The organism is Noviluteimonas gilva (assembly GCF_009740395.1).
Lineage (GTDB): Bacteria > Pseudomonadota > Gammaproteobacteria > Xanthomonadales > Xanthomonadaceae > Noviluteimonas > Noviluteimonas gilva.
On record NZ_WOXT01000001.1, the window covers coordinates 170,505 to 187,470 of the forward strand.

Sequence of the window (16,966 nt, forward strand, 5' to 3'; positions counted from 1 at the left end):
GCATCCACGGTCTTCGAATGACCCCAGCCAATCCGACCACCCCGCGTTCGAGTTTCGCCATCGACGTGCCCGATGCCCTGCTCGCCCGCGCGCGCGCAGGCGATGGCGCCGCGTTCGAGCAGCTCTACCGTTGGTTCGAGCGGCCGGTGTTCACCCTGGCGCTGCGGATCGGCGGCGACCGGGAGGAGGCGCGCGACGTGCTGCAGGACACGATGCTCAAGGTGCTCGGCCGGATCGGCGAGTTCCGCGGTGGCGGCAGTCCCTTCTGGGGTTGGCTGCGGCAGATCGCGGTGAACGAAGCGCTGATGCGCCTGCGCCGCGACAAGCGCCTGGCGCAGGAGATCGGCGTCGACGACACCAGCGTGTTCGCCGAAGACGACGCGCCGCTCCCGCCCGCGGCGGCCGATGCAGCGTTGGTGCAGCGCGCGCTGGCCGGATTGCCGGCCGCCACGCGCAGCGTGTTGTGGCTGTACCACGCCGAGGGCTACACGCACGACGAGATCGCCGTCCTGATGCAACGCACCGCCAGCTTTTCCAAATCGCAACTCGCGCGCGGGACCCGGAAGCTCCGCGCCGCACTGTCCATCAAGGAGGACGTCCATGCGTGACGCCACCCGACATTCCGCCGGCCGAACGCCGGAAACCTGGCGCGAGGCGTTCAACGCCTTGCCGCTCGAACGCCCCGACACCGATGCGTGGTCCGACATCGCCGCGCGCCTGCCCGTGCGCAAGCGCATGCAGTGGCCGACGCGCCTGGCGATCGCGGCGGCGCTCGCGCTCGCGGTGATCGTGCCGCTGCGCCTGTTGCCGACATCGAACGAACCCGCGGCGCCAACGACGCAGGTCGCCGCGACATCAACGACAACGACGCAACCGGCGACACCCGACGCACTCGAAACGCTCTACGCCGAATCCGCGCAACTCGAAGGCTTGCTTGCCCTCGCCCGCGACGACTCGGTCGCCAGCGGCGCGGCGGTGGAAGTCGGCGCCGACCTGGATTCAGAACTCGCGCGCATCGACGCGGCGCTTCGCCAACCGCACCTGGACCGCGACGGCCAGCTCGCACTGTGGCGTGCGCGTGTCGACACGCTGCGCTCGGCCGTGAGCTTCGAATCCACGCGGCGCTGGATGGCCGTGCACGGCGAGCGCTACGACGGCGCGCTCGTGCGCGTCGACTGAGAACGCCTGCGACCCTCCTTCGCCCCCACGCATCCCTGTCACCGGACCCACACCCATCGAGGACGCCATGAAACTTTCCCGTGCCACGCCGCTGCTCGGCGCCTGCATCGCGCTCGTGCTCGCCGCGGGCGCCGCAGCTGAAACACCGAAGGCCAAGGTGCGCACCGCCGACGCCGCAACGCAGGCGCAACTCGATGCCGCGCAGGCGGACCTGCAACGCGCGGCCAAGCGCGTCGCCGAACTGCAGGCCAAGCTCGGCGTCGAAGGCACGCCCGGCGTGCATGTGTTCGAACGCACGCTGGTGAACAGGCCGGTGATCGGCGTCGTGCTGGCGCCCGATGCGCAGGCCGGCGTGCGCGTGGCCGGCGTCACGCCCGATAGCGGCGCGGCGAAGGCCGGGCTCAAGGCGGGCGATCGCATCACCGCGGTCGGCGGCACGCCGGTGCTCGGCAACACCGGCGAGATGCGCCTGGAGAATTCGCGCAAGCTCTTCACCGGACTGGATGACGGCAAGCCGGTCCGCATCGACTACGTGCGCGCGGGCAAGGCCGCGAGCGCGAACGTCACCGCTTCGCTGGACCAGGATGTGTTCTGGGTCGGTGCGCCGGGCGAAGGCGGCCCGCAGATCCGTCGCATCGAAGTGCCGGGCGTCGGCAAGGACGTGCGCCAGGAAGTCATCCGCATCGGACCGCGCGGCGACTGCAAGGGCAAGAACTGCAAGGTGCCGATGCTCGCCGAGGCCTTCCGCTGGAACGGCTTGAACCTCGCGTCGGTCGACGGGAAGCTCGGGCGTTACTTCGGCACCGACAAGGGCGTGCTCGTGCTCAGCGCGGGCGCGGACCTGGAAGGCCTGCAACCGGGCGACGTCATCCTGAAGATCGACTCGCGCAACGTGAACTCCCCGCGCGAAGCGATGGAAGCGCTGCGTGCGAAGGAAGACAACGCGATGGCGCTGGTGGAATACATGCGCGATCGCCGCGTCGCGAGCACGCGCGTGAAGGTGCCGGAGATCTCCTTCAAGTTCGTGACGCCGCCGCCTCCGCCGGCACCGCCGGCCGTGCCGCGCGCACCGAAGGCGCCCCCGCCGCCCCCGCCGCCGCCGCCGCCGGCTGCGTTCATCGACGACGACGGTGCGGTGACCTTGCTGCGTTCGCAGCAGCTCGCCTTCATCTCCGAAGACGGCACGGTCGAACTCGAATTCGATACGCCGCCGCCGGACGAGGCGACGATCGTCCGCGACGTGCAGATCAAGACGAACTGAGGCCCTAAGAGGTCGCGGCCTCGATCCGCGACCACGTCGCATCGTCGAAGCGCTCGGCCAGTTCGAGCGCTTCGATGTTCTGCACGAGTTGTTCCTTCTTCGTGGCGCCGAGCATCACCGTCGAGACGTGCGGGTTGCGCAGGCACCAGGCCACCGCGAGCGGCGCGGGCGGCACGCCGAGTTCTTCGGCGATCGCGGTGAACTTGCGCGCGCGTTCGACGCGCCGCGCTTCCGGATCATCCAGCAAGGCATCGCGCAGCCACGCGAAGTTCTCGTGGCCGAGCCGCGAATCCTGCGGCACGCCCGCGTTGTACTTGCCGGTCAGCAGGCCGGATGCGAGCGGCGACCAGATCGTCAGGCCCAGGCCGTATTCCGAATACAGCGGCGCGTATTCGAGTTCGACGCGTTCGCGATGGAACAGGTTGTACTGCGGTTGCTCCATCGTCGGCGCGACGAGGTTGTGCGCGCGCGCGACCTTGTGCGCTTCGCGGATCGCCTGCGCCGGCCATTCCGACGTGCCCCAATACAGGACCTTGCCCTGGCGCACGAGCGTGTCCATCGCCCAGACCGTTTCGGCGATCGGCACGTCGGGATCGGGGCGGTGGCAGAAATACAGATCGAGGTAATCCACGCGCAGGCGCTTGAGCGCGGCGTCGCACGCATCGTGGACGTGCTTGCGCGACAGGCCGCGTTGCGTCGGCCGCGGATGGTCCACCGCGCCGAAGTACACCTTGCTCGAGACGCACCAACTGTCGCGCGGCAGGCGCAGGTCGGCGAGCACGTCGCCCATCACGCGCTCGGCTTCGCCGTTGGCATAGGTCTCGGCGTTGTCGAAGAAGTTGATCCCGTGGTCGTACGCGGCAGCGATGAGTTCGCGAGCTTCCCCGCGGCCCACCTGGTTGCCGAAGGTCACCCAGGCACCGAAAGACAACGCGGAGATCGGAAGGCCGGAAGCACCGAGGCGGCGGTAACGCATGCGGGATGTCCTTTCGCGCGAGCGGGTCGCCGAGCATACCTCCGGCGCCCATGGGCCGCCGCTCGCGTTATCCTCCGGGCCGGGGAACCTCAGGGGTGCGGAATGCGTTCGACGACCGCCGGTCGGCATTACACCGAAATCCTCGAAACGCTGGTGACGCGCCCGGACGAGGTGATGCTCGAAGTCGGCTCGGGCGGCGAACTGCTGGTCGCGCGCCTGCGCGTGGCGGTCGCCGCGATGTTGTTGCTGTTGCCGCTGGCGAACGCGGCCACCGGCGGGCAATTCAGCGAAACGCTCATCGGCCTGGCCGGCGCGGTGTTCGTGAACGTCTTCGCGCAGGTGTGGCTCGCGCTGGCGCGGCATGGTCGTCGCTTCCGCTGGCTGCCCTTCGCTTCCGGCGCGTACGACGTGACGGCCACGACCCTCGTGCTGTTGATCCTGGCCTGGAACCACCTGCCGTCCGGCGTCAACAGCATGATCGTGTGGTGCGGTTACCTGCTCGCCATCGCGCTCACGGCGCTGCGCAACGACGGGCGCGTGACCTTGTTCGTCGGCGGCCTTGCGATCGCGCAATACGCGGTGCTGACGATGGCGGTGTTCGCGATCGCCACGCCCGACCAATTGATCTCCAGCGATTACGGCACGGTCACGGTCGGCGGCCAGTTGCAGCGCCTGGTGTTGCTCGCGGCGTTCACGCTGATCACGGCGGTGGTCGTCTATCGCATGCAGCGTCTTGTCGAGATGTCGGGCACCGATGGCCTGACCGAGTTGCCCAATCGCACGTGGCTGGTGCATCGCTTCCCGCGCCTGCTCGATGCCGCGCGCCGCGATGGCGTGAGCCTGTGCGTGGCGCTGATCGACCTGGACCACTTCAAGCGCATCAACGACGAGATCGGGCACCACGCGGGCGATCGCGCGCTGATGCACGTCGTGGACATGGTGCGCGACTCGCTCGAAGACGGCGAATGGCTCGCGCGCCTGGGCGGCGAGGAATTCGTGCTGGTGTTGCGCAAGCCGCTGGGCACGGCGTGGGAACGCGTCGATGGATTGCGTCGCACCTTGTTCTCTCGCCGCTTCGTGCCCGACCCGGGCGCCGACCCGCTGCTGCTCACCTTCAGCGCCGGCGTTGCGAGCTTTCCCCATGAAGCCAGCGACCTCTCCGGCCTGCTTCGCCGCGCGGACCTGCGCCTGAATTCGGCGAAGGCCGCCGGCCGCAACCGCGTGCTGGCACGCGATGCCTGATACCTGAACACGGCGTTTCGCGGCATCGGTTGCCGCTGGGGGCACCCTCGACTAAGGTGCGCCGTCGGCCGCTGAGGCCTGGGGGATTTCTCGATGGATGCATTGGCCCGGATCGGCTTCGGCCTGTTCGGCCTGGCGGTGCTGATCGGCATCGCGTGGCTGTTCTCGAACAACAAGAAGGCGGTCGACTGGCGCCTGGTGATCACGGGCGTGACGTTGCAGATCGGCTTCGCGGCGCTGGTGCTGCTCGTGCCGGGTGCGCGCACCGTGTTCCAGTCGGCCGGCGACGGGTTCGTCGCCATCCTCGCCTTCGTCGGCGAAGGTTCGAAGTTCATCTTCGGCTCGCTGATGGACACCTCGAAGTTCGGCTTCATCTTCGCCTTCCAGGTGTTGCCGACGATCATCTTCTTCGCCTCGCTGATGGGCGTGCTGTACCACCTGGGCGTGATGCAGGCGGTCGTGCGCGCGATGGCGTGGGGCATCACCAAGGTGATGCGCGTGTCGGGCGCGGAAACCACGTCGGTCTGCGCGAGCGTCTTCATCGGCCAGACCGAAGCGCCGTTGACCGTGCGCCCGTACATCCCGCGCATGACCGAGTCCGAACTGATCACGATGATGATCGGCGGCATGGCGCACATCGCCGGCGGCGTGCTCGCCGCGTACGTGGGCATGCTCGGCGGCGGCGATCCGGTGCAGGGCGCGTTCTACGCCAAGCATTTGTTGGCCGCATCGATCATGGCCGCACCGGCGACGCTCGTCGTCGCGAAGATCCTGATTCCCGAAACCGGCACGCCGCTCACGCGCGGCACGGTGAAGATGGAAGTCGAGAAGACCGCGAGCAACGTCATCGACGCCGCGGCCGCCGGCGCGGGCGATGGCCTGCGCCTTGCGCTGAACATCGGCGCGATGCTGCTCGCCTTCATCGCATTGATCGCGCTGCTCAACTGGCCGCTGACGTGGGTTGGACAGGCCACCGGCCTGGAAGCCGCGCTCGGCCATCCGACCGACATCGCCTCCATCCTCGGTTACATCATGTCGCCGATCGCGTGGGTGATCGGCGTGCCGTGGCAGGACGCGACGACCGTGGGCTCGCTGATCGGCCAGAAGATCGTCATCAATGAGTTCGTTGCATACCTGCAGCTTGCCGACATCGTGAACGGCAAGGTCGCGGGCGTGGCGCTCACCGACCAGGGCAAGCTGATCGCGACGTACGCGCTGTGCGGCTTCGCGAACTTCTCCTCGATCGCGATCCAGATCGGCGGCATCGGCGGGCTGGCACCGGAACGTCGCGGCGACTTGGCGCGCTTCGGTTTGCGCGCGGTGCTCGGTGGTTCGATCGCGACCTTCATGACCGCGACCATCGCGGGCGTGTTGACCTACCTGGGTTCCTGAAACCCACATGCCTGACGTCGCCGTCGTCGGTTCGTTCAACGTCGACCACGTCTGGCGTTGCGACACGCTGCCGCATCCGGGCGAAACGCGCGCGGGCCGGTACACCACCGGCCCCGGCGGCAAGGGGTTCAACCAGGCGGTCGCGTCCGCGCGTGCGGGCGCAGCGACCAGCTTCGTGTGCGCGCTCGGCGACGATGCCGGCAGTCAACTCGCGCGGTCATTGGCGGAAGCCGACGACATCGCGCTCGTCGACCAGCGCAGCGAGCATCCGACGGGCACGGCCGGCATCTACGTCGATGCGCAGGGCCGCAACTCCATCGTGATCGGCGCCGGCGCGAACGGTGACTTGCGCGCCAGCTTCGTCGAATCGCAATGGGCGGTGATCGCGCAGGCGCGCGTGGTGCTCGCGCAATGCGAATCTCCCGTCGATGCGGTGCTGGTCGCGCTGCGGATCGGCCGCGAGGTCGGTGCGACGACGCTGCTCAATCCGGCACCGGCGAACGCGGAGGTGAGCGCCGACCTGCTCGCGCTCACCGACCTCCTCACGCCGAACGAAACCGAATTCGCATCGTTGCTCGCGCGACTCGTCGGAACGACGCTGCATCCCGACGAGGTCGCATCCACCGACGATGCCGCGTTGCACGCGCAGTGTCGGCGTTTGCTGCCGCAAGGCACGGTGGTCGTGACGCTGGGCGCCGCCGGTGCGTTCGTCTCGCATCCAGATGACGCGATGCGCGGCGATGCGATCGCGGCCTACCGCGTGCCCGCCTTCCCCGCCAAGCCGATCGATACGACGGGTGCGGGCGATGCGTTCAGCGGCGCGCTCGCAGCATCGATTTCGCAGCGCGCGGTGGCCTTCGCCGAACACGTGCGCTTCGCCGCACGCTATGCCGCGCATTCGACCGAACGCACGGGCGCCGCCGCGGCGATGCCGCGGCTGTGGGCGCTCAACCCGCCATAAAGGCTTCGATTTCGTCCGCGTCGCGCACCAGCGCGTCGGTCAGGATGCGGTGGCCGTCGTTGGTGATCACGATGTCGTCTTCGGTGCGGATACCGATGCCGCGCCACTTCGCCGGCACGGTCTTGTCGTCGGGCGCGACATACAGGCCGGGCTCGATCGTGAACACCATGCCGGGTTCGAGCAGGCGCGATTCGCCGTCGATCCGGTATTCGCCGACGTCGTGGACATCGAGGCCGAGCCAATGCCCGGTCTTGTGCCGATAGAAGCGGCGATACGCGCCGTCGGCGATCGCTTTTTCCAATCGGCCCTTCAACAATCCCAGGCGCAGTAGTCCTTCGGTGAGCGTTTCGACTGCGGCGACATGCCCCGCGTCGTACGCAACGCCGGGCCGCGCTTTCGCCAACGCCGCACGTTGCGCGGCGCCGACCAGATCGTGCAGCGCGCGCTGCTCTTTCGAGAAGCGTCCGTCGATGGGGAAGGTGCGCGTAATGTCGGCCGCGTAGTTGCGGTACTCGGCGCCCGCATCGATCAGGACCAGATCGCCCGCGCGCGCGGTCGCGTTGTTCGCGCGGTAATGCAGGACGCAGGCGTTGGCGCCGGCACCGACGATGCTGCCGTAAGCCGACTCGGCATCGTTGGCGCGGAACACGCGTTCGAGTTCGGCCTGCAGTTCGAATTCGCGCACGCCCGCGCGCGCGATGCGCATCGCGGCCTCGTGCGCGGCGACGCTGATGTCGGCGGCGCGCTGCACCAACTTGATTTCGTCGCTCGACTTGAACAGCCGCATCTCGTCGAGCAGATGGCCGAGTGCGAGGAACTCGTGCGGCGACTGCGCACCGGTGCGCGCCTGCGCACGCACGCGGTTGAGCCAGCCGATCAACTTCAGGTCGAATTCCGCGTCGCGCCCGAAGTGGTAGTACACGCGCGTGCGGCCTTCGAGCAGGCCGGGCAGGATTTCGTCGAGGTCGGCGATGGGGTACGCATCGTCCATGCCGTAGGTGTCGACCGCGCCTTCCTGGCCGGCGCGCGGGCCGTCCCAGGCTTCGCGGTCGGGATCGCGTTCGCGACAGAACAGGATCGTCTCGCCGTGCGCGCGGCCGGGGACGAGGACGAGCACGGCTTCGGGTTCGGCGAATCCGGTGAGATACCAGAAGTCCGAATCCTGCCGGTACGGGTAATGCGTGTCGCGGCTGCGCACGCGTTCGGGCGCGGCGGGCAGGACGAGGATCGCGTCGTCGCCGGCCATGCGCATCAGTTGCTTGCGTCGCCGTGCGTAGGCGGTGCCCGGAAGGTTGAGCGGGCGTTGCAGTTTCGCGGCGGCCATCGTCAATTGAACTGCTTGCGATGACGCGGGGCCAGCACGCAGTCGCCGTGCAGCAGCAAGGACGCCACGCGCACGAACTCTTCGATCTCGGCGAGCGCGTCCTCGTCGTCTTCATCGCCGTCGTCCTGCGCGGTCGCGGCGGCGAGACGGGCGAGATCGGCCAGCGCTTCGCTGCCCTCTTCCGACAACGGCGGGTTTTCGCCGGCGGCCAGGCCGAAGCCGCCGAGGAAGCCGCGGCACCAATCGAACAGGGCGCCGCTGCGTTCGCCAAGGGTGGTGTCGGCGTCGGGAAGCAGCAGTTCGAAGGAGAAACCGCGATCCTCGAGTTGGCCGGCGCTCGCGGCGCGCAACGCATCCAGCGCGTTGCCGGACGGGATTTGCGGCAGTGCGTCATCGGCCATCACGCGGGCCAGCCAGTCGGGCGTGTCCTCGCCCCCACCGGCGAACCAACCGATCAGGGACCCGTGCAACTCCGCGGGCGTGACACCCAGGCGTTGGGCGGCGATGGCATCGTGGACGGCAGACCAGCTCGGCAAGGCGACATCGGACACTGCGGGGCTCCTTCGCGCAGGCCGCCAGTGTAACGCTTGGTTTGCGCCGCGGCGGCCGTTGGCCGCACACTGCGTTGAAGCCACTGGGATGCGGAGGCCCGTGCGCCTGTCGATCCGTCGTTCGTCCGCTCGCGCTGGGGAGCGCGTCGCGGTTGCGTTGTTCGCCCTCGCGCTTGCACTGGTGGTGCCGGCGAGCATGTCGTGGGCGGCCACGCGCGATTTCCACTTCCGCAATCTCGGCAGCGACCACGGCCTGGCGCAGAACACGGTCACCGCCTTCGCACAGGATGCCGAAGGCTTCGTCTGGGTCGGCACGCAAGGCGGGCTGCATCGTTACGACGGCCTGCGTTACCACCTCTTCCGCCACGACCCGCGCGATCCGGCCTCCCTGCCCGACAGCTACGTCACCGCGCTCGCGGTCGACGGGCGCGATGCCTTGTGGGTCGGCACGTATTCGGAGTTCGTCGCGCGGCTCGACCTGCGCGACGGGCAGATCAAGCGCTTCGCGATCGATGGCGGCGCCGCGTTGCCGGGCTCGCCGCGCAAGCAAGTGCTCGCGCTGCTGCCGGTCGACGGCCAGTTGTGGGTCGGCACGCAGGGCGGTCTGGTGCGGTTCGATCCGAAGACCGGGCGCAGCACCGATGTGCTGACGCTGGATCCGCGCAGCGTCGCGCCTTCGCCGCAACAGGCGCTGCTGCTGGATCGCGATGGTGCGGTGTGGTTCGCCAGCGCGGCGGGCCTGTATCGATTCGGTGCGGGCGGCGGCGCCGAGCGCATCGCCGACGGTGCGGTGCGTTCCCTGCATTTCGATCGCGACGGGCGCCTGTGGGTCGGTCGTCCCGATGGTCTGTATCGCCTGCGCGACGACGGCCGCGGCTTGCTGCGCGTTTGGCCGCGCGACGGCGAGGCAGGCAATGCCGACGTGCGCGCGATCGTGCAGGCGCCGGATCGGCGCCTGTGGATCGCCGCGTTCGGCGATGGCGTGCGCCGGCTCGATGTCTCCGGCGATCACGTCGAAGCGCTGCGCGAAAACTGGATGCCCGGTGCGCTACCCGAAAGCACGATCGGCAAGTTGATGATCGATCGCGGCGGTGCGCTGTGGGTCGGCGGGCAGTTCCGCGGGCCGTCGGTCACCGATCCGCTCGGCACGCGCTTCCGTTATCTCGCGGGCGGTGAACCGCGCAACTTCGCTTCCGGCGTGGCGGGCAACAGCGTGCGCGCGCTCGTCGAGGACGATGCGCGGCAGTGGTGGTTCGGCACCGACAACGGCGAGTTGTATCGCGCCGATGCGAACGGCAACGCGCTGGCGCCGGTCGAAGGCTTCAACGAGGCGTTCCCGGAACCGGGCCTGCTGCTGCGCACGATGGGCTTCGCCCGCGGCGACGCGGGCAAGGTGTGGATGGCGACGACGCGCGGCCTGGGTTTGGTCGATACGCAGGCCGGCACGATTTCCCCGGTACCGCTGACGGGTTACGCCGGCGTGCAGTTGCGCAGCATCGCGCGCGACGACGACGGCAGCCTGTGGCTGGGGTCGCAACTGCGCGGGTTGTTGCACTTCGATCCGGGCTCCGGGCGCGTGCGCGCGTACATGGCCAGCGGGAATTCGCCCGAGCCTTCGACCGTGCATACGGTGATGCTCGACCGGAACCACCGCGTGTGGGCCGGCACCAGCGACGGCCTGGAATTGGTGGAACCCGCCGCCGGACGCCTGCGCGTGTTCCGCCACGCACCGGATGCGCCGCAGTCGCTCGCCGGCAACCTCGTGCGCGCGGTGCTGGAAGCCTCCGACGGCACGATCTGGGTCGGCACGCATTCGGGCCTGAGCCGCGTGCGCGAGAACGGCAACGAGATCCGCTTCGAACATCCGCTCGACAAGGCGCTCGGCGCGCGCCCGGTGCCGGTGGTGTTCTCGATCGCCGAATCGCCGCAGGGGTTGTTGTGGCTCGGCACCGACGCGGGCCTGATGCGCTTCGATCCCGCGCACGGCACCGTGCGCGCCTTCGGCATGTCCGATGGCTTGCAGGATCTCGAATTCAACGGCGGCGCTGCCTTGAAGCTGCGCGATGGTCGCCTGCTGTTCGGCGGCGTGCGCGGGCTAAACCTGTTCGATCCGCGCATGGTGCACGACACCGCGTACATGCCGCCGGTGCGTTTGCTGACGGCGCGCTTCGGTGCGGCCGGCGCGACAGAGAAGGACCTGGCGTGGCAGGAATCGCGAATCGACGTGCCGGCCGACGCGGGCATGCTGCGACTGCGCGTGGGCGCGCTCGACTTCGCCGACGGCGGCAACATTCGCTATCGCTACAAGCTCGAAGGCTTCGACAGCGACTGGATCGACAACGGCGCGGTTCCCGAAATCACGTACACGCGCGTGCCGCCGGGCAAGTACACGTTCCTGGCGCAGGCGACCAACCGCGACGGCGTGTGGAATCCGCAGATGCTCCGCCTGCCGGTGGACGTCGCGCCGCCGCTGTGGCGCCATCCGCTCGCACTGGTCGCCTACGCCGTCGCGGCGCTGCTGCTGATCGGTGCGATCGCGTGGCTCGTCGTGCTGCGTCGTCGTCGCGAGAAGGTGTACTTCGCGCAGATCCGCGATCGCGAGGAGCGCCTGCAACTCGCGCTGTGGGCGTCGGGCGAGATGTTTTGGGATTACGACCTGGCGCGTGGCGAGATGCGCAGCATGCGCACGACCGAAGGCACCGAAGTGCCCGCCGGCATCGCCGTGCAGACCGGTGTCGACCAGCGCCACGAAATCCACGTCGACGATCTGCCGCGCGTGCTCGAACGCCTGAAGGAACACATCCGCGGGCAGACGCCGCTGTTCCTCTCCGAACATCGCATCCGCGCGCAGAACGGCGCGTGGACCTGGGTGCGCGCGCGCGGTCGCGTGGTCGAACGCGGCGCCGACGGTCGCGCCGTGCGCGTGGCGGGCACTGCGCGCGACATCACCGCCGGGCGCGCCGCCGAGCGCGAGCGCCGCATCGCGAGCGAAGTGCTGCGCAGCATGTCCGAGGCGGTGGCGGTGCTCGATCGCGACTTCCAGTTCGTTTCGGTCAACCCCGCCTTCAGCCGCATCAGCGGTTACAGCGATTCGGACGTCATCGGGCGCTCGGCGAGCCTGCTCGACAGCGCGCAGCACGATCCGGAGTTCTATCGCCAGACGCGCGCGGAAGTCGAACGCAACGGCCGCTGGAGCGGCGAGATGTGGCAGCAGCGCAAGGACGGCGAAGAATTCCTGTGCTGGATCGAAAGCAGCGCGGTGCTCGACGCCGGCGGCCAGCGCAGCCATTACGTCGCGGTGTTCACCGACATCACCGACAAGAAGCGCGCCGAACAGGAGCTGCGCTACCTGGCGAACTACGACACGCTGACGAGCCTGCCGAATCGCGCATTGCTGTCCGAGCGCCTGTCGCGCGCGATCGTGCGTGCGCGTCGCCAGGAGAGCCGCATCGCGGTCCTGTTCCTCGATCTCGACCGGTTCAAGGACATCAACGATTCGCTCGGCCACGCCGCCGGCGACCGCATCCTGCGCGCGACCGCCGCGCGCCTGCAGCAGACCGTCGGGCCGCAGCACACCGTCGCGCGCCTGGGCGGCGATGAGTTCACCGTCGTGCTGGAAAACATCGACACGCCGGAAGAAGCCGAGAAGATCGCGCGCGAGATCATCACCTCGTTCGAAGCGCCGCTGGACATCGACGAAACGCAAGACGTCGCGATCACGCCGTCGATCGGCATCAGCCTCTACCCCGACAACGCGGCGGTGCCGACCGACCTGCTCAAGCACGCCGACACCGCGATGTACCAGGCGAAAGCCGCGGGCCGTCGCATCTATATGCGCTACACCGAGTCGATGGAGATCGCGATCCGCCGCCGCGCGACGATCTCCGCCGCGCTGCGCAAGGTGCTCGATCGCAACGAGTTGCGCCTGGTGTTCCAGCCCAAGCTGTCGCTGCCGCAGGCGCGCATCACCGGCGTGGAAGCGCTGCTGCGCTGGACGAGCCCGGAATACGGCGAGATCCCGCCGGCGCAGTTCATCCCGCTGGCCGAGGAGAGCGGCCTGATCCTCGAGATCGGCGAGTGGGCGCTGCGCGAGGCCTGCCAAACGCTCAAGCGTTGGCGCGCGCACGGGCTCGATCGCCTGACGATGGCGGTCAATGTCTCGGCGCTGCAACTGTTGCGCGGCGACCTGCCGGCGGTGGTCTCGCGCGTGCTGGAAGATACCGGCGTGCCCGCCGAGTACCTGGAGCTGGAGCTCACCGAAAGCGTGGTGATGTCCAACGCCGCGCAGACCGCGGCGACGCTGCAGGCGATCCGCGAACTGGGCGTGCAGCTGGCGGTCGACGATTTCGGCACCGGCTACTCGTCGCTGGCCTACCTCAAGCGCCTGCCCATCACGACGCTGAAGATCGACAAGGAGTTCATCGGCGACCTCACCCGCGACGCCGACGACGAGGCGATCACCAGCACGGTCATCTCGATGGCGCACTCGCTGGGCCTGAACGTGGTGGCCGAGGGCGTGGAGGAGGAAGCGCAGGTCCTGTTCCTCCGCGCGCACCGCTGCGACGAGATCCAGGGCTACTGGCTCTCGCCGCCGCTGGACGCGCACCGCTGCCTCGGGCTGATCCGCACCTGGGCGCCCGATCTGAACGCCGCGGTGATCCCATGAGCGTGGACCCGTGAGCGGCCCTGCGTCACGCGCCTTGACCACCCCCCGTACGCTGCCTAACCTCCGCTAATGGATACGGCCGACTCCCTCGCCCAGCTGCAAGCCCTGGCCGCGCGCATCGACCAGCTCGCTGCCCTCGCGCAGCGGCTGACCGAAGAGAACCGCAGCTTGCGCGCGCAGCAGGAACAACTGGCCGGCGAACGCGCGCAGTTGCTCGCGAAGAACGAGCAGGCGCGTTCGCGCGTGGAAGCGATGATCACGCGATTGAAGTCGCTGGAGCAGCACACGTGAGCAAGTCCAGCGAGCCGGTCACGATCCGCGTCCTGGATCGCGAATACACCGTGGGCGTGGAGCCGGACGAGCGCGACAGCCTCGTCGCCGCCGCGAAGTTGCTCGACAACAAGATGCGCGAGATCCGCGGCAGCAACAAGTTGGCCGCGGTGGACCGCATCGCGGTGCTCGCCGCGCTCAACCTTGCGCACGAATTGCAGCAGATGCGCGGCGACAGCGATCGCCGCGACCGCGAACTGGCGAAGACCGTCGGCGCGATGCAGCGTCGCCTCGACGATCTGTTCGACACGCCGCCTGCCTGATCCACACGCGCACGCCGCATGTCGAGACGGCGTGCACGTATTTCGAATTGCTTGTCGCGTCCACAGCTGAATCCACGCCATGTTTCGACCGACGAACGGACTTTCGCGTTTCGACCGCGGCGCTATACTTCGCCTCGCGTCCTCTGCTGTGTCGACGGCGCGCGCAAACATTCACCTTGTCCCTTTAAGACGACACCGGGGATGTAGCGGAGACCGGGTGTGCAAGTCCGCCACGAGCGGGAAGCCCGATGGTCGCCAAACGTTCCCACTTGAACCTCGGGTTCAAGGTCGTTTCGCGCGCATCTTCACGGCGGAGGATGTTCTTTTTCCATGACGTTCTCGCGCGACACCCTCCGCAGGGAACTCCGCGCGCGGCGTCGCGCGATTCCCGCGCCCGCGCGGATCGCCGCGGCCGATGCGCTCGCCCATCGCCTGCTTTCCCTCCCCTTCGCACCGGTGTCCGGCCATGTCGCCGGCTACTGGGCGATGGATGGCGAAATCGCGTTGTCGTCCTGGCAACTGCGCCTGCCACGCGGCTGCACGTACTGCCTGCCGGTGTTGCACGAAGACGGGCTGCTGCGCTTCGCGCCGTGGCGCGGCGGTGCGGCGCTGGTGTCGAACAAGCACGGCATTCCCGAACCCGACGTCCCCAATTCCGCGCTGCTGCCGGCCTCGGCCATGGCGTTCGTGGTCGCGCCGCTCGTCGCGTTCGACGCGCGCGGCCATCGCCTCGGCATGGGGGGCGGCTGGTACGATCGCACTTTCGCATTCCGCCGCGACCACAAGGCGCCGCCGCACCTGGTGGGCGCCGCGTTCGCCGCGCAGCAAGTCGACACCGTGTCGCCGCAACCCTGGGACATGCCGCTCGATGCGCTGTGCAGCGAAGCGGACACGCATCTCTTCGATCCGGTGCCTGCCCCATGAGTCCCCCGCGCCGCTATTGGTTGATGAAAACCGAGCCCGACACGTTCTCGATCGACGATCTGGAACGCGTGGGCGTCGAACCCTGGAACGGCGTGCGCAACTACCAGGCGCGCAACCACATGCGCGCGATGCAGCCGGGCGACGGCGTGTTCCTCTACCACTCCAGTTGCGCGGTGCCGGGCATCGCGGGATTGGCGAAGGTCGCGACCGCGGCGTATCCGGATCCGACGCAGTTCGACAAGAAATCCGATTACTACGATCCCAAGAGCACGCGCGAGGAACCGCGCTGGTCGCTCGTCGACGTGGCGTTCGAGCGCAAGCTCGCGCACGTGATCACGCTGGAAGACATCAAGGCGCATGCCGACGCACTGGGCGAGGATTTCGCGCTCGTGCGTCGCGGCAATCGCTTGTCCGTGCTGCCGGTGACCGCCGCGCAGTGGAAACAACTCCTGAAACTGGAACAAAAATGAGCGAAGCCAAGCGACTCGCCGGCGAGAAGGCGATCGAATACGTGCGCGACGGGATGATCGTCGGCGTGGGCACGGGATCGACCGTCGCGTTCTTCATCGATGCGCTCGCGCGCATCAAGGACCGCATCGCGGGCACGGTGTCGAGCTCGGAACAGAGCACGCAGCGCTTGCGCGCGCACGGGATCGAGGTGCTCGACCTCAATGCGACAGGCCCGTTGTCCTTGTACGTGGACGGCGCCGACGAATGCGACACGCACAAGTGCCTGATCAAGGGCGGCGGCGCGGCGCTCACGCGCGAGAAGATCATCGCCGAGGCGAGCGAGAAGTTCGTCTGCATCATCGATCCGGCCAAGCGCGTCGACGTGCTGGGCAAGTTCCCGTTGCCGGTCGAAGTGATCCCGATGGCGCGCAGCCTGGTCGCGCGCGAGATCCTCAAGCGCACCGGCGGCCAGCCGGTGTGGCGCGATGGCGTCACCACCGACAACGGCAACATCGTGCTCGATGTGCATGGGCTGTCGATCGTCGATCCGGTGGGGATGGAGCGCGAGTTGAACCAGATCCCGGGCGTGGTGGCGGTGGGCTTGTTCGCGCGGCGCCCGGCGGACGTGGTGATCGTGGGTGGGGAGCCGCCGATCCTGCTGTGAGGTTTTGGCAAGTTGTTGATTCTTTAGGCGGAACGGCCGCTGCACGGCCGCTTCCACTTCCCGTCGCCGGTGTTAGTATTGCTACTAACCATGCGACGTTTCTCTCTCTTCCCAAGTCTTTCGCCTTCGTTTGATCGGAGGCCTCGCGCATGAGCGCGGTCGTCGCCCTCGATGGCCTGCTCGCCGCGCGACGCGTCTGGCGCGGGCAACCCGCAGCGCAGGCGCCGGCCGATGCGATCGCCACCGGATGGGTCGCGCTCGATGCGGTGCTGCCCGGCGGCGGTTGGCCGTCGGCGGCCCTCAGCGAAATCCTCCTGCCTGCCGATGGCGTCGGCGAACTGCGCCTGGTGTGGCCCGCGCTCGCACGCCTGGGCCAGGGCAACGGCAGCATCATCGCGATCGTCGCCCCGCCCTATCGCGCGCACGCACCGGCGTGGCAAGCAGCGGGGTTGCGTCACGACACGCTGCAGGTCATCGACGCCAATCCGCGCGATGCGTTGTGGGCCGCCGAACAATGCCTGCGTTCGGGCGCATGCGCGGCCGTGTTGTGTTGGCCGCAGAAAGCCGACGATCGCGCATTGCGACGCTTGCAGGTGGCCGCCGAAACCGGACGGACACCGGGCTTCGCGTTCCGCGACGCACATGCGGCGTTGAATCCTTCGCCCGCGCCGCTGCGCATCGCGATCGAAACCGCGCCGCATCGCCTGCGCGTGCTGAAGTGCCGCGGCGCGCTGGTGCCGCCTTCGCCGCTCCCCTTCCCCGCGACGTCGACGGTGGGATGAG

16 protein-coding genes and 1 other RNA gene are annotated in these 16,966 nt (G+C 68.5%); 14 read left to right on the forward strand and 3 right to left on the reverse strand.

Translation table 11 applies throughout. From position 1 onward, the window contains the following. Positions 1 to 17 precede the first annotated feature (17 nt). The 3 genes from GN331_RS00720 (at position 18) to GN331_RS00730 (ending at position 2,440) form a co-directional block, all read left to right on the forward strand. The gene (locus GN331_RS00720) at positions 18 to 608 is read left to right on the forward strand and encodes an RNA polymerase sigma factor (RefSeq protein WP_156639488.1); all 591 of its coding nucleotides are present in this window, start codon (positions 18 to 20) and stop codon (positions 606 to 608) included. Then, the gene (locus tag GN331_RS00725; RefSeq protein WP_156639489.1) at positions 601 to 1,179 is read left to right on the forward strand and encodes a hypothetical protein; all 579 of its coding nucleotides are present in this window, start codon (positions 601 to 603) and stop codon (positions 1,177 to 1,179) included. Before GN331_RS00720 ends, GN331_RS00725 begins: the two co-directional genes overlap by 8 nt. A gap of 67 nt (positions 1,180 to 1,246) precedes the next feature. Further along, positions 1,247 to 2,440 carry a PDZ domain-containing protein gene (locus GN331_RS00730; RefSeq protein WP_156639490.1) on the forward strand — a complete coding sequence of 398 codons (1,194 nt, stop codon included), beginning with the start codon at positions 1,247 to 1,249 and terminating at the stop codon, positions 2,438 to 2,440. Positions 2,441 to 2,444: 4 nt separating this feature from the next. Here the strand turns inward: GN331_RS00730 and GN331_RS00735 are convergent, their stop codons facing one another. After that, on the reverse strand, positions 2,445 to 3,416 hold the full coding sequence (locus tag GN331_RS00735) for a potassium channel beta subunit family protein (RefSeq protein ID WP_156639491.1): 972 nt from the start codon (positions 3,414 to 3,416) through the stop codon (positions 2,445 to 2,447). A 102-nt stretch (positions 3,417 to 3,518) separates the two neighbouring features. On the opposite strand from GN331_RS00735, the gene GN331_RS00740 reads away from it, so the two are divergent. The 3 genes from GN331_RS00740 to GN331_RS00750 all read left to right on the forward strand — a co-directional run bounded on the left by GN331_RS00740 (position 3,519) and on the right by GN331_RS00750 (position 7,011). Next, positions 3,519 to 4,658, forward strand: coding sequence for a GGDEF domain-containing protein (locus tag GN331_RS00740; protein WP_156639492.1), 1,140 nt, complete (start codon positions 3,519 to 3,521; stop codon positions 4,656 to 4,658). Between the two features lie 93 nt (positions 4,659 to 4,751). After that, positions 4,752 to 6,050, forward strand: a complete 1,299-nt coding sequence (locus GN331_RS00745) for a NupC/NupG family nucleoside CNT transporter (RefSeq protein WP_156639493.1) — start codon at positions 4,752 to 4,754, stop codon at positions 6,048 to 6,050. 7 nt (positions 6,051 to 6,057) lie between these two features. Further along, positions 6,058 to 7,011, forward strand: coding sequence for a ribokinase (locus GN331_RS00750; protein ID WP_156639494.1), 954 nt, complete (start codon positions 6,058 to 6,060; stop codon positions 7,009 to 7,011). Here the strand turns inward: GN331_RS00750 and GN331_RS00755 are convergent. Together GN331_RS00755 and GN331_RS00760 are read right to left on the reverse strand one after the other, a co-directional pair. Further along, positions 6,998 to 8,335 carry an aminopeptidase P N-terminal domain-containing protein gene (locus GN331_RS00755; RefSeq protein WP_156639495.1) on the reverse strand — a complete coding sequence of 446 codons (1,338 nt, stop codon included), beginning with the start codon at positions 8,333 to 8,335 and terminating at the stop codon, positions 6,998 to 7,000. The two genes, GN331_RS00750 and GN331_RS00755, sit on opposite strands and share 14 nt — an antisense overlap. Before the next feature lie 2 nt (positions 8,336 to 8,337). Further along, on the reverse strand, positions 8,338 to 8,886 hold the full coding sequence (locus tag GN331_RS00760; protein ID WP_425489254.1) for a UPF0149 family protein: 549 nt from the start codon (positions 8,884 to 8,886) through the stop codon (positions 8,338 to 8,340). A gap of 100 nt (positions 8,887 to 8,986) precedes the next feature. Between GN331_RS00760 and GN331_RS00765 the strand changes: the two genes are divergently transcribed. The 8 genes from GN331_RS00765 to imuA all read left to right on the forward strand — a co-directional run bounded on the left by GN331_RS00765 (position 8,987) and on the right by imuA (position 16,965). Beyond that, positions 8,987 to 13,552 carry an EAL domain-containing protein gene (locus tag GN331_RS00765; RefSeq protein ID WP_331713313.1) on the forward strand — a complete coding sequence of 1,522 codons (4,566 nt, stop codon included), beginning with the start codon at positions 8,987 to 8,989 and terminating at the stop codon, positions 13,550 to 13,552. A 69-nt stretch (positions 13,553 to 13,621) separates the two neighbouring features. Beyond that, the gene (locus GN331_RS00770; RefSeq protein ID WP_156639498.1) at positions 13,622 to 13,843 is read left to right on the forward strand and encodes a TIGR02449 family protein; all 222 of its coding nucleotides are present in this window, start codon (positions 13,622 to 13,624) and stop codon (positions 13,841 to 13,843) included. Continuing rightward, positions 13,840 to 14,145, forward strand: a complete 306-nt coding sequence (locus GN331_RS00775; RefSeq protein WP_331713314.1) for a cell division protein ZapA — start codon at positions 13,840 to 13,842, stop codon at positions 14,143 to 14,145. The genes GN331_RS00770 and GN331_RS00775 overlap by 4 nt, the downstream gene beginning before the upstream one ends. Positions 14,146 to 14,282: 137 nt before the next feature. Continuing rightward, a non-coding RNA gene (gene ssrS, locus GN331_RS00780) (6S RNA) lies at positions 14,283 to 14,466 on the forward strand. A 9-nt stretch (positions 14,467 to 14,475) separates the two neighbouring features. Then, on the forward strand, positions 14,476 to 15,069 hold the full coding sequence (locus tag GN331_RS00785) for a 5-formyltetrahydrofolate cyclo-ligase (RefSeq protein ID WP_156639499.1): 594 nt from the start codon (positions 14,476 to 14,478) through the stop codon (positions 15,067 to 15,069). Further along, complete coding sequence (locus tag GN331_RS00790) at positions 15,066 to 15,539, forward strand: EVE domain-containing protein (RefSeq protein WP_156639500.1); 474 nt, start codon at positions 15,066 to 15,068, stop codon at positions 15,537 to 15,539. The genes GN331_RS00785 and GN331_RS00790 overlap by 4 nt, the downstream gene beginning before the upstream one ends. Then, positions 15,536 to 16,183 carry a ribose-5-phosphate isomerase RpiA gene (gene rpiA / locus GN331_RS00795; RefSeq protein ID WP_156639501.1) on the forward strand — a complete coding sequence of 216 codons (648 nt, stop codon included), beginning with the start codon at positions 15,536 to 15,538 and terminating at the stop codon, positions 16,181 to 16,183. Before GN331_RS00790 ends, rpiA begins: the two co-directional genes overlap by 4 nt. A gap of 149 nt (positions 16,184 to 16,332) precedes the next feature. Then, entirely contained in the window at positions 16,333 to 16,965 is a 633-nt protein-coding gene (gene imuA, locus GN331_RS00800; protein WP_156639502.1) for a translesion DNA synthesis-associated protein ImuA, read from the forward strand. The last annotated feature ends 1 nt before the right edge of the window (position 16,966 follow it).

Excerpts from the sequence above, each read along its gene's own strand:
- GN331_RS00785 (WP_156639499.1), top strand. The coding sequence starts at position 14,476 with ATGACGTTCTCGCGCGACACCCTCCGCAGGGAACTCCGCGCGCGGCGT.
- GN331_RS00770 (WP_156639498.1), top strand. The coding sequence starts at position 13,622 with ATGGATACGGCCGACTCCCTCGCCCAGCTGCAAGCCCTGGCCGCGCGC.
- imuA (WP_156639502.1), top strand. The coding sequence starts at position 16,333 with ATGAGCGCGGTCGTCGCCCTCGATGGCCTGCTCGCCGCGCGACGCGTC.
- GN331_RS00735 (WP_156639491.1), bottom strand. The coding sequence starts at position 3,416 with ATGCGTTACCGCCGCCTCGGTGCTTCCGGCCTTCCGATCTCCGCGTTG.
- GN331_RS00730 (WP_156639490.1), top strand. The coding sequence starts at position 1,247 with ATGAAACTTTCCCGTGCCACGCCGCTGCTCGGCGCCTGCATCGCGCTC.
- GN331_RS00745 (WP_156639493.1), top strand. The coding sequence starts at position 4,752 with ATGGATGCATTGGCCCGGATCGGCTTCGGCCTGTTCGGCCTGGCGGTG.
- GN331_RS00755 (WP_156639495.1), bottom strand. The coding sequence starts at position 8,335 with ATGGCCGCCGCGAAACTGCAACGCCCGCTCAACCTTCCGGGCACCGCC.
- GN331_RS00725 (WP_156639489.1), top strand. The coding sequence starts at position 601 with ATGCGTGACGCCACCCGACATTCCGCCGGCCGAACGCCGGAAACCTGG.
- GN331_RS00720 (WP_156639488.1), top strand. The coding sequence starts at position 18 with ATGACCCCAGCCAATCCGACCACCCCGCGTTCGAGTTTCGCCATCGAC.
- rpiA (WP_156639501.1), top strand. The coding sequence starts at position 15,536 with ATGAGCGAAGCCAAGCGACTCGCCGGCGAGAAGGCGATCGAATACGTG.
- GN331_RS00790 (WP_156639500.1), top strand. The coding sequence starts at position 15,066 with ATGAGTCCCCCGCGCCGCTATTGGTTGATGAAAACCGAGCCCGACACG.
- GN331_RS00750 (WP_156639494.1), top strand. The coding sequence starts at position 6,058 with ATGCCTGACGTCGCCGTCGTCGGTTCGTTCAACGTCGACCACGTCTGG.
- GN331_RS00740 (WP_156639492.1), top strand. The coding sequence starts at position 3,519 with ATGCGTTCGACGACCGCCGGTCGGCATTACACCGAAATCCTCGAAACG.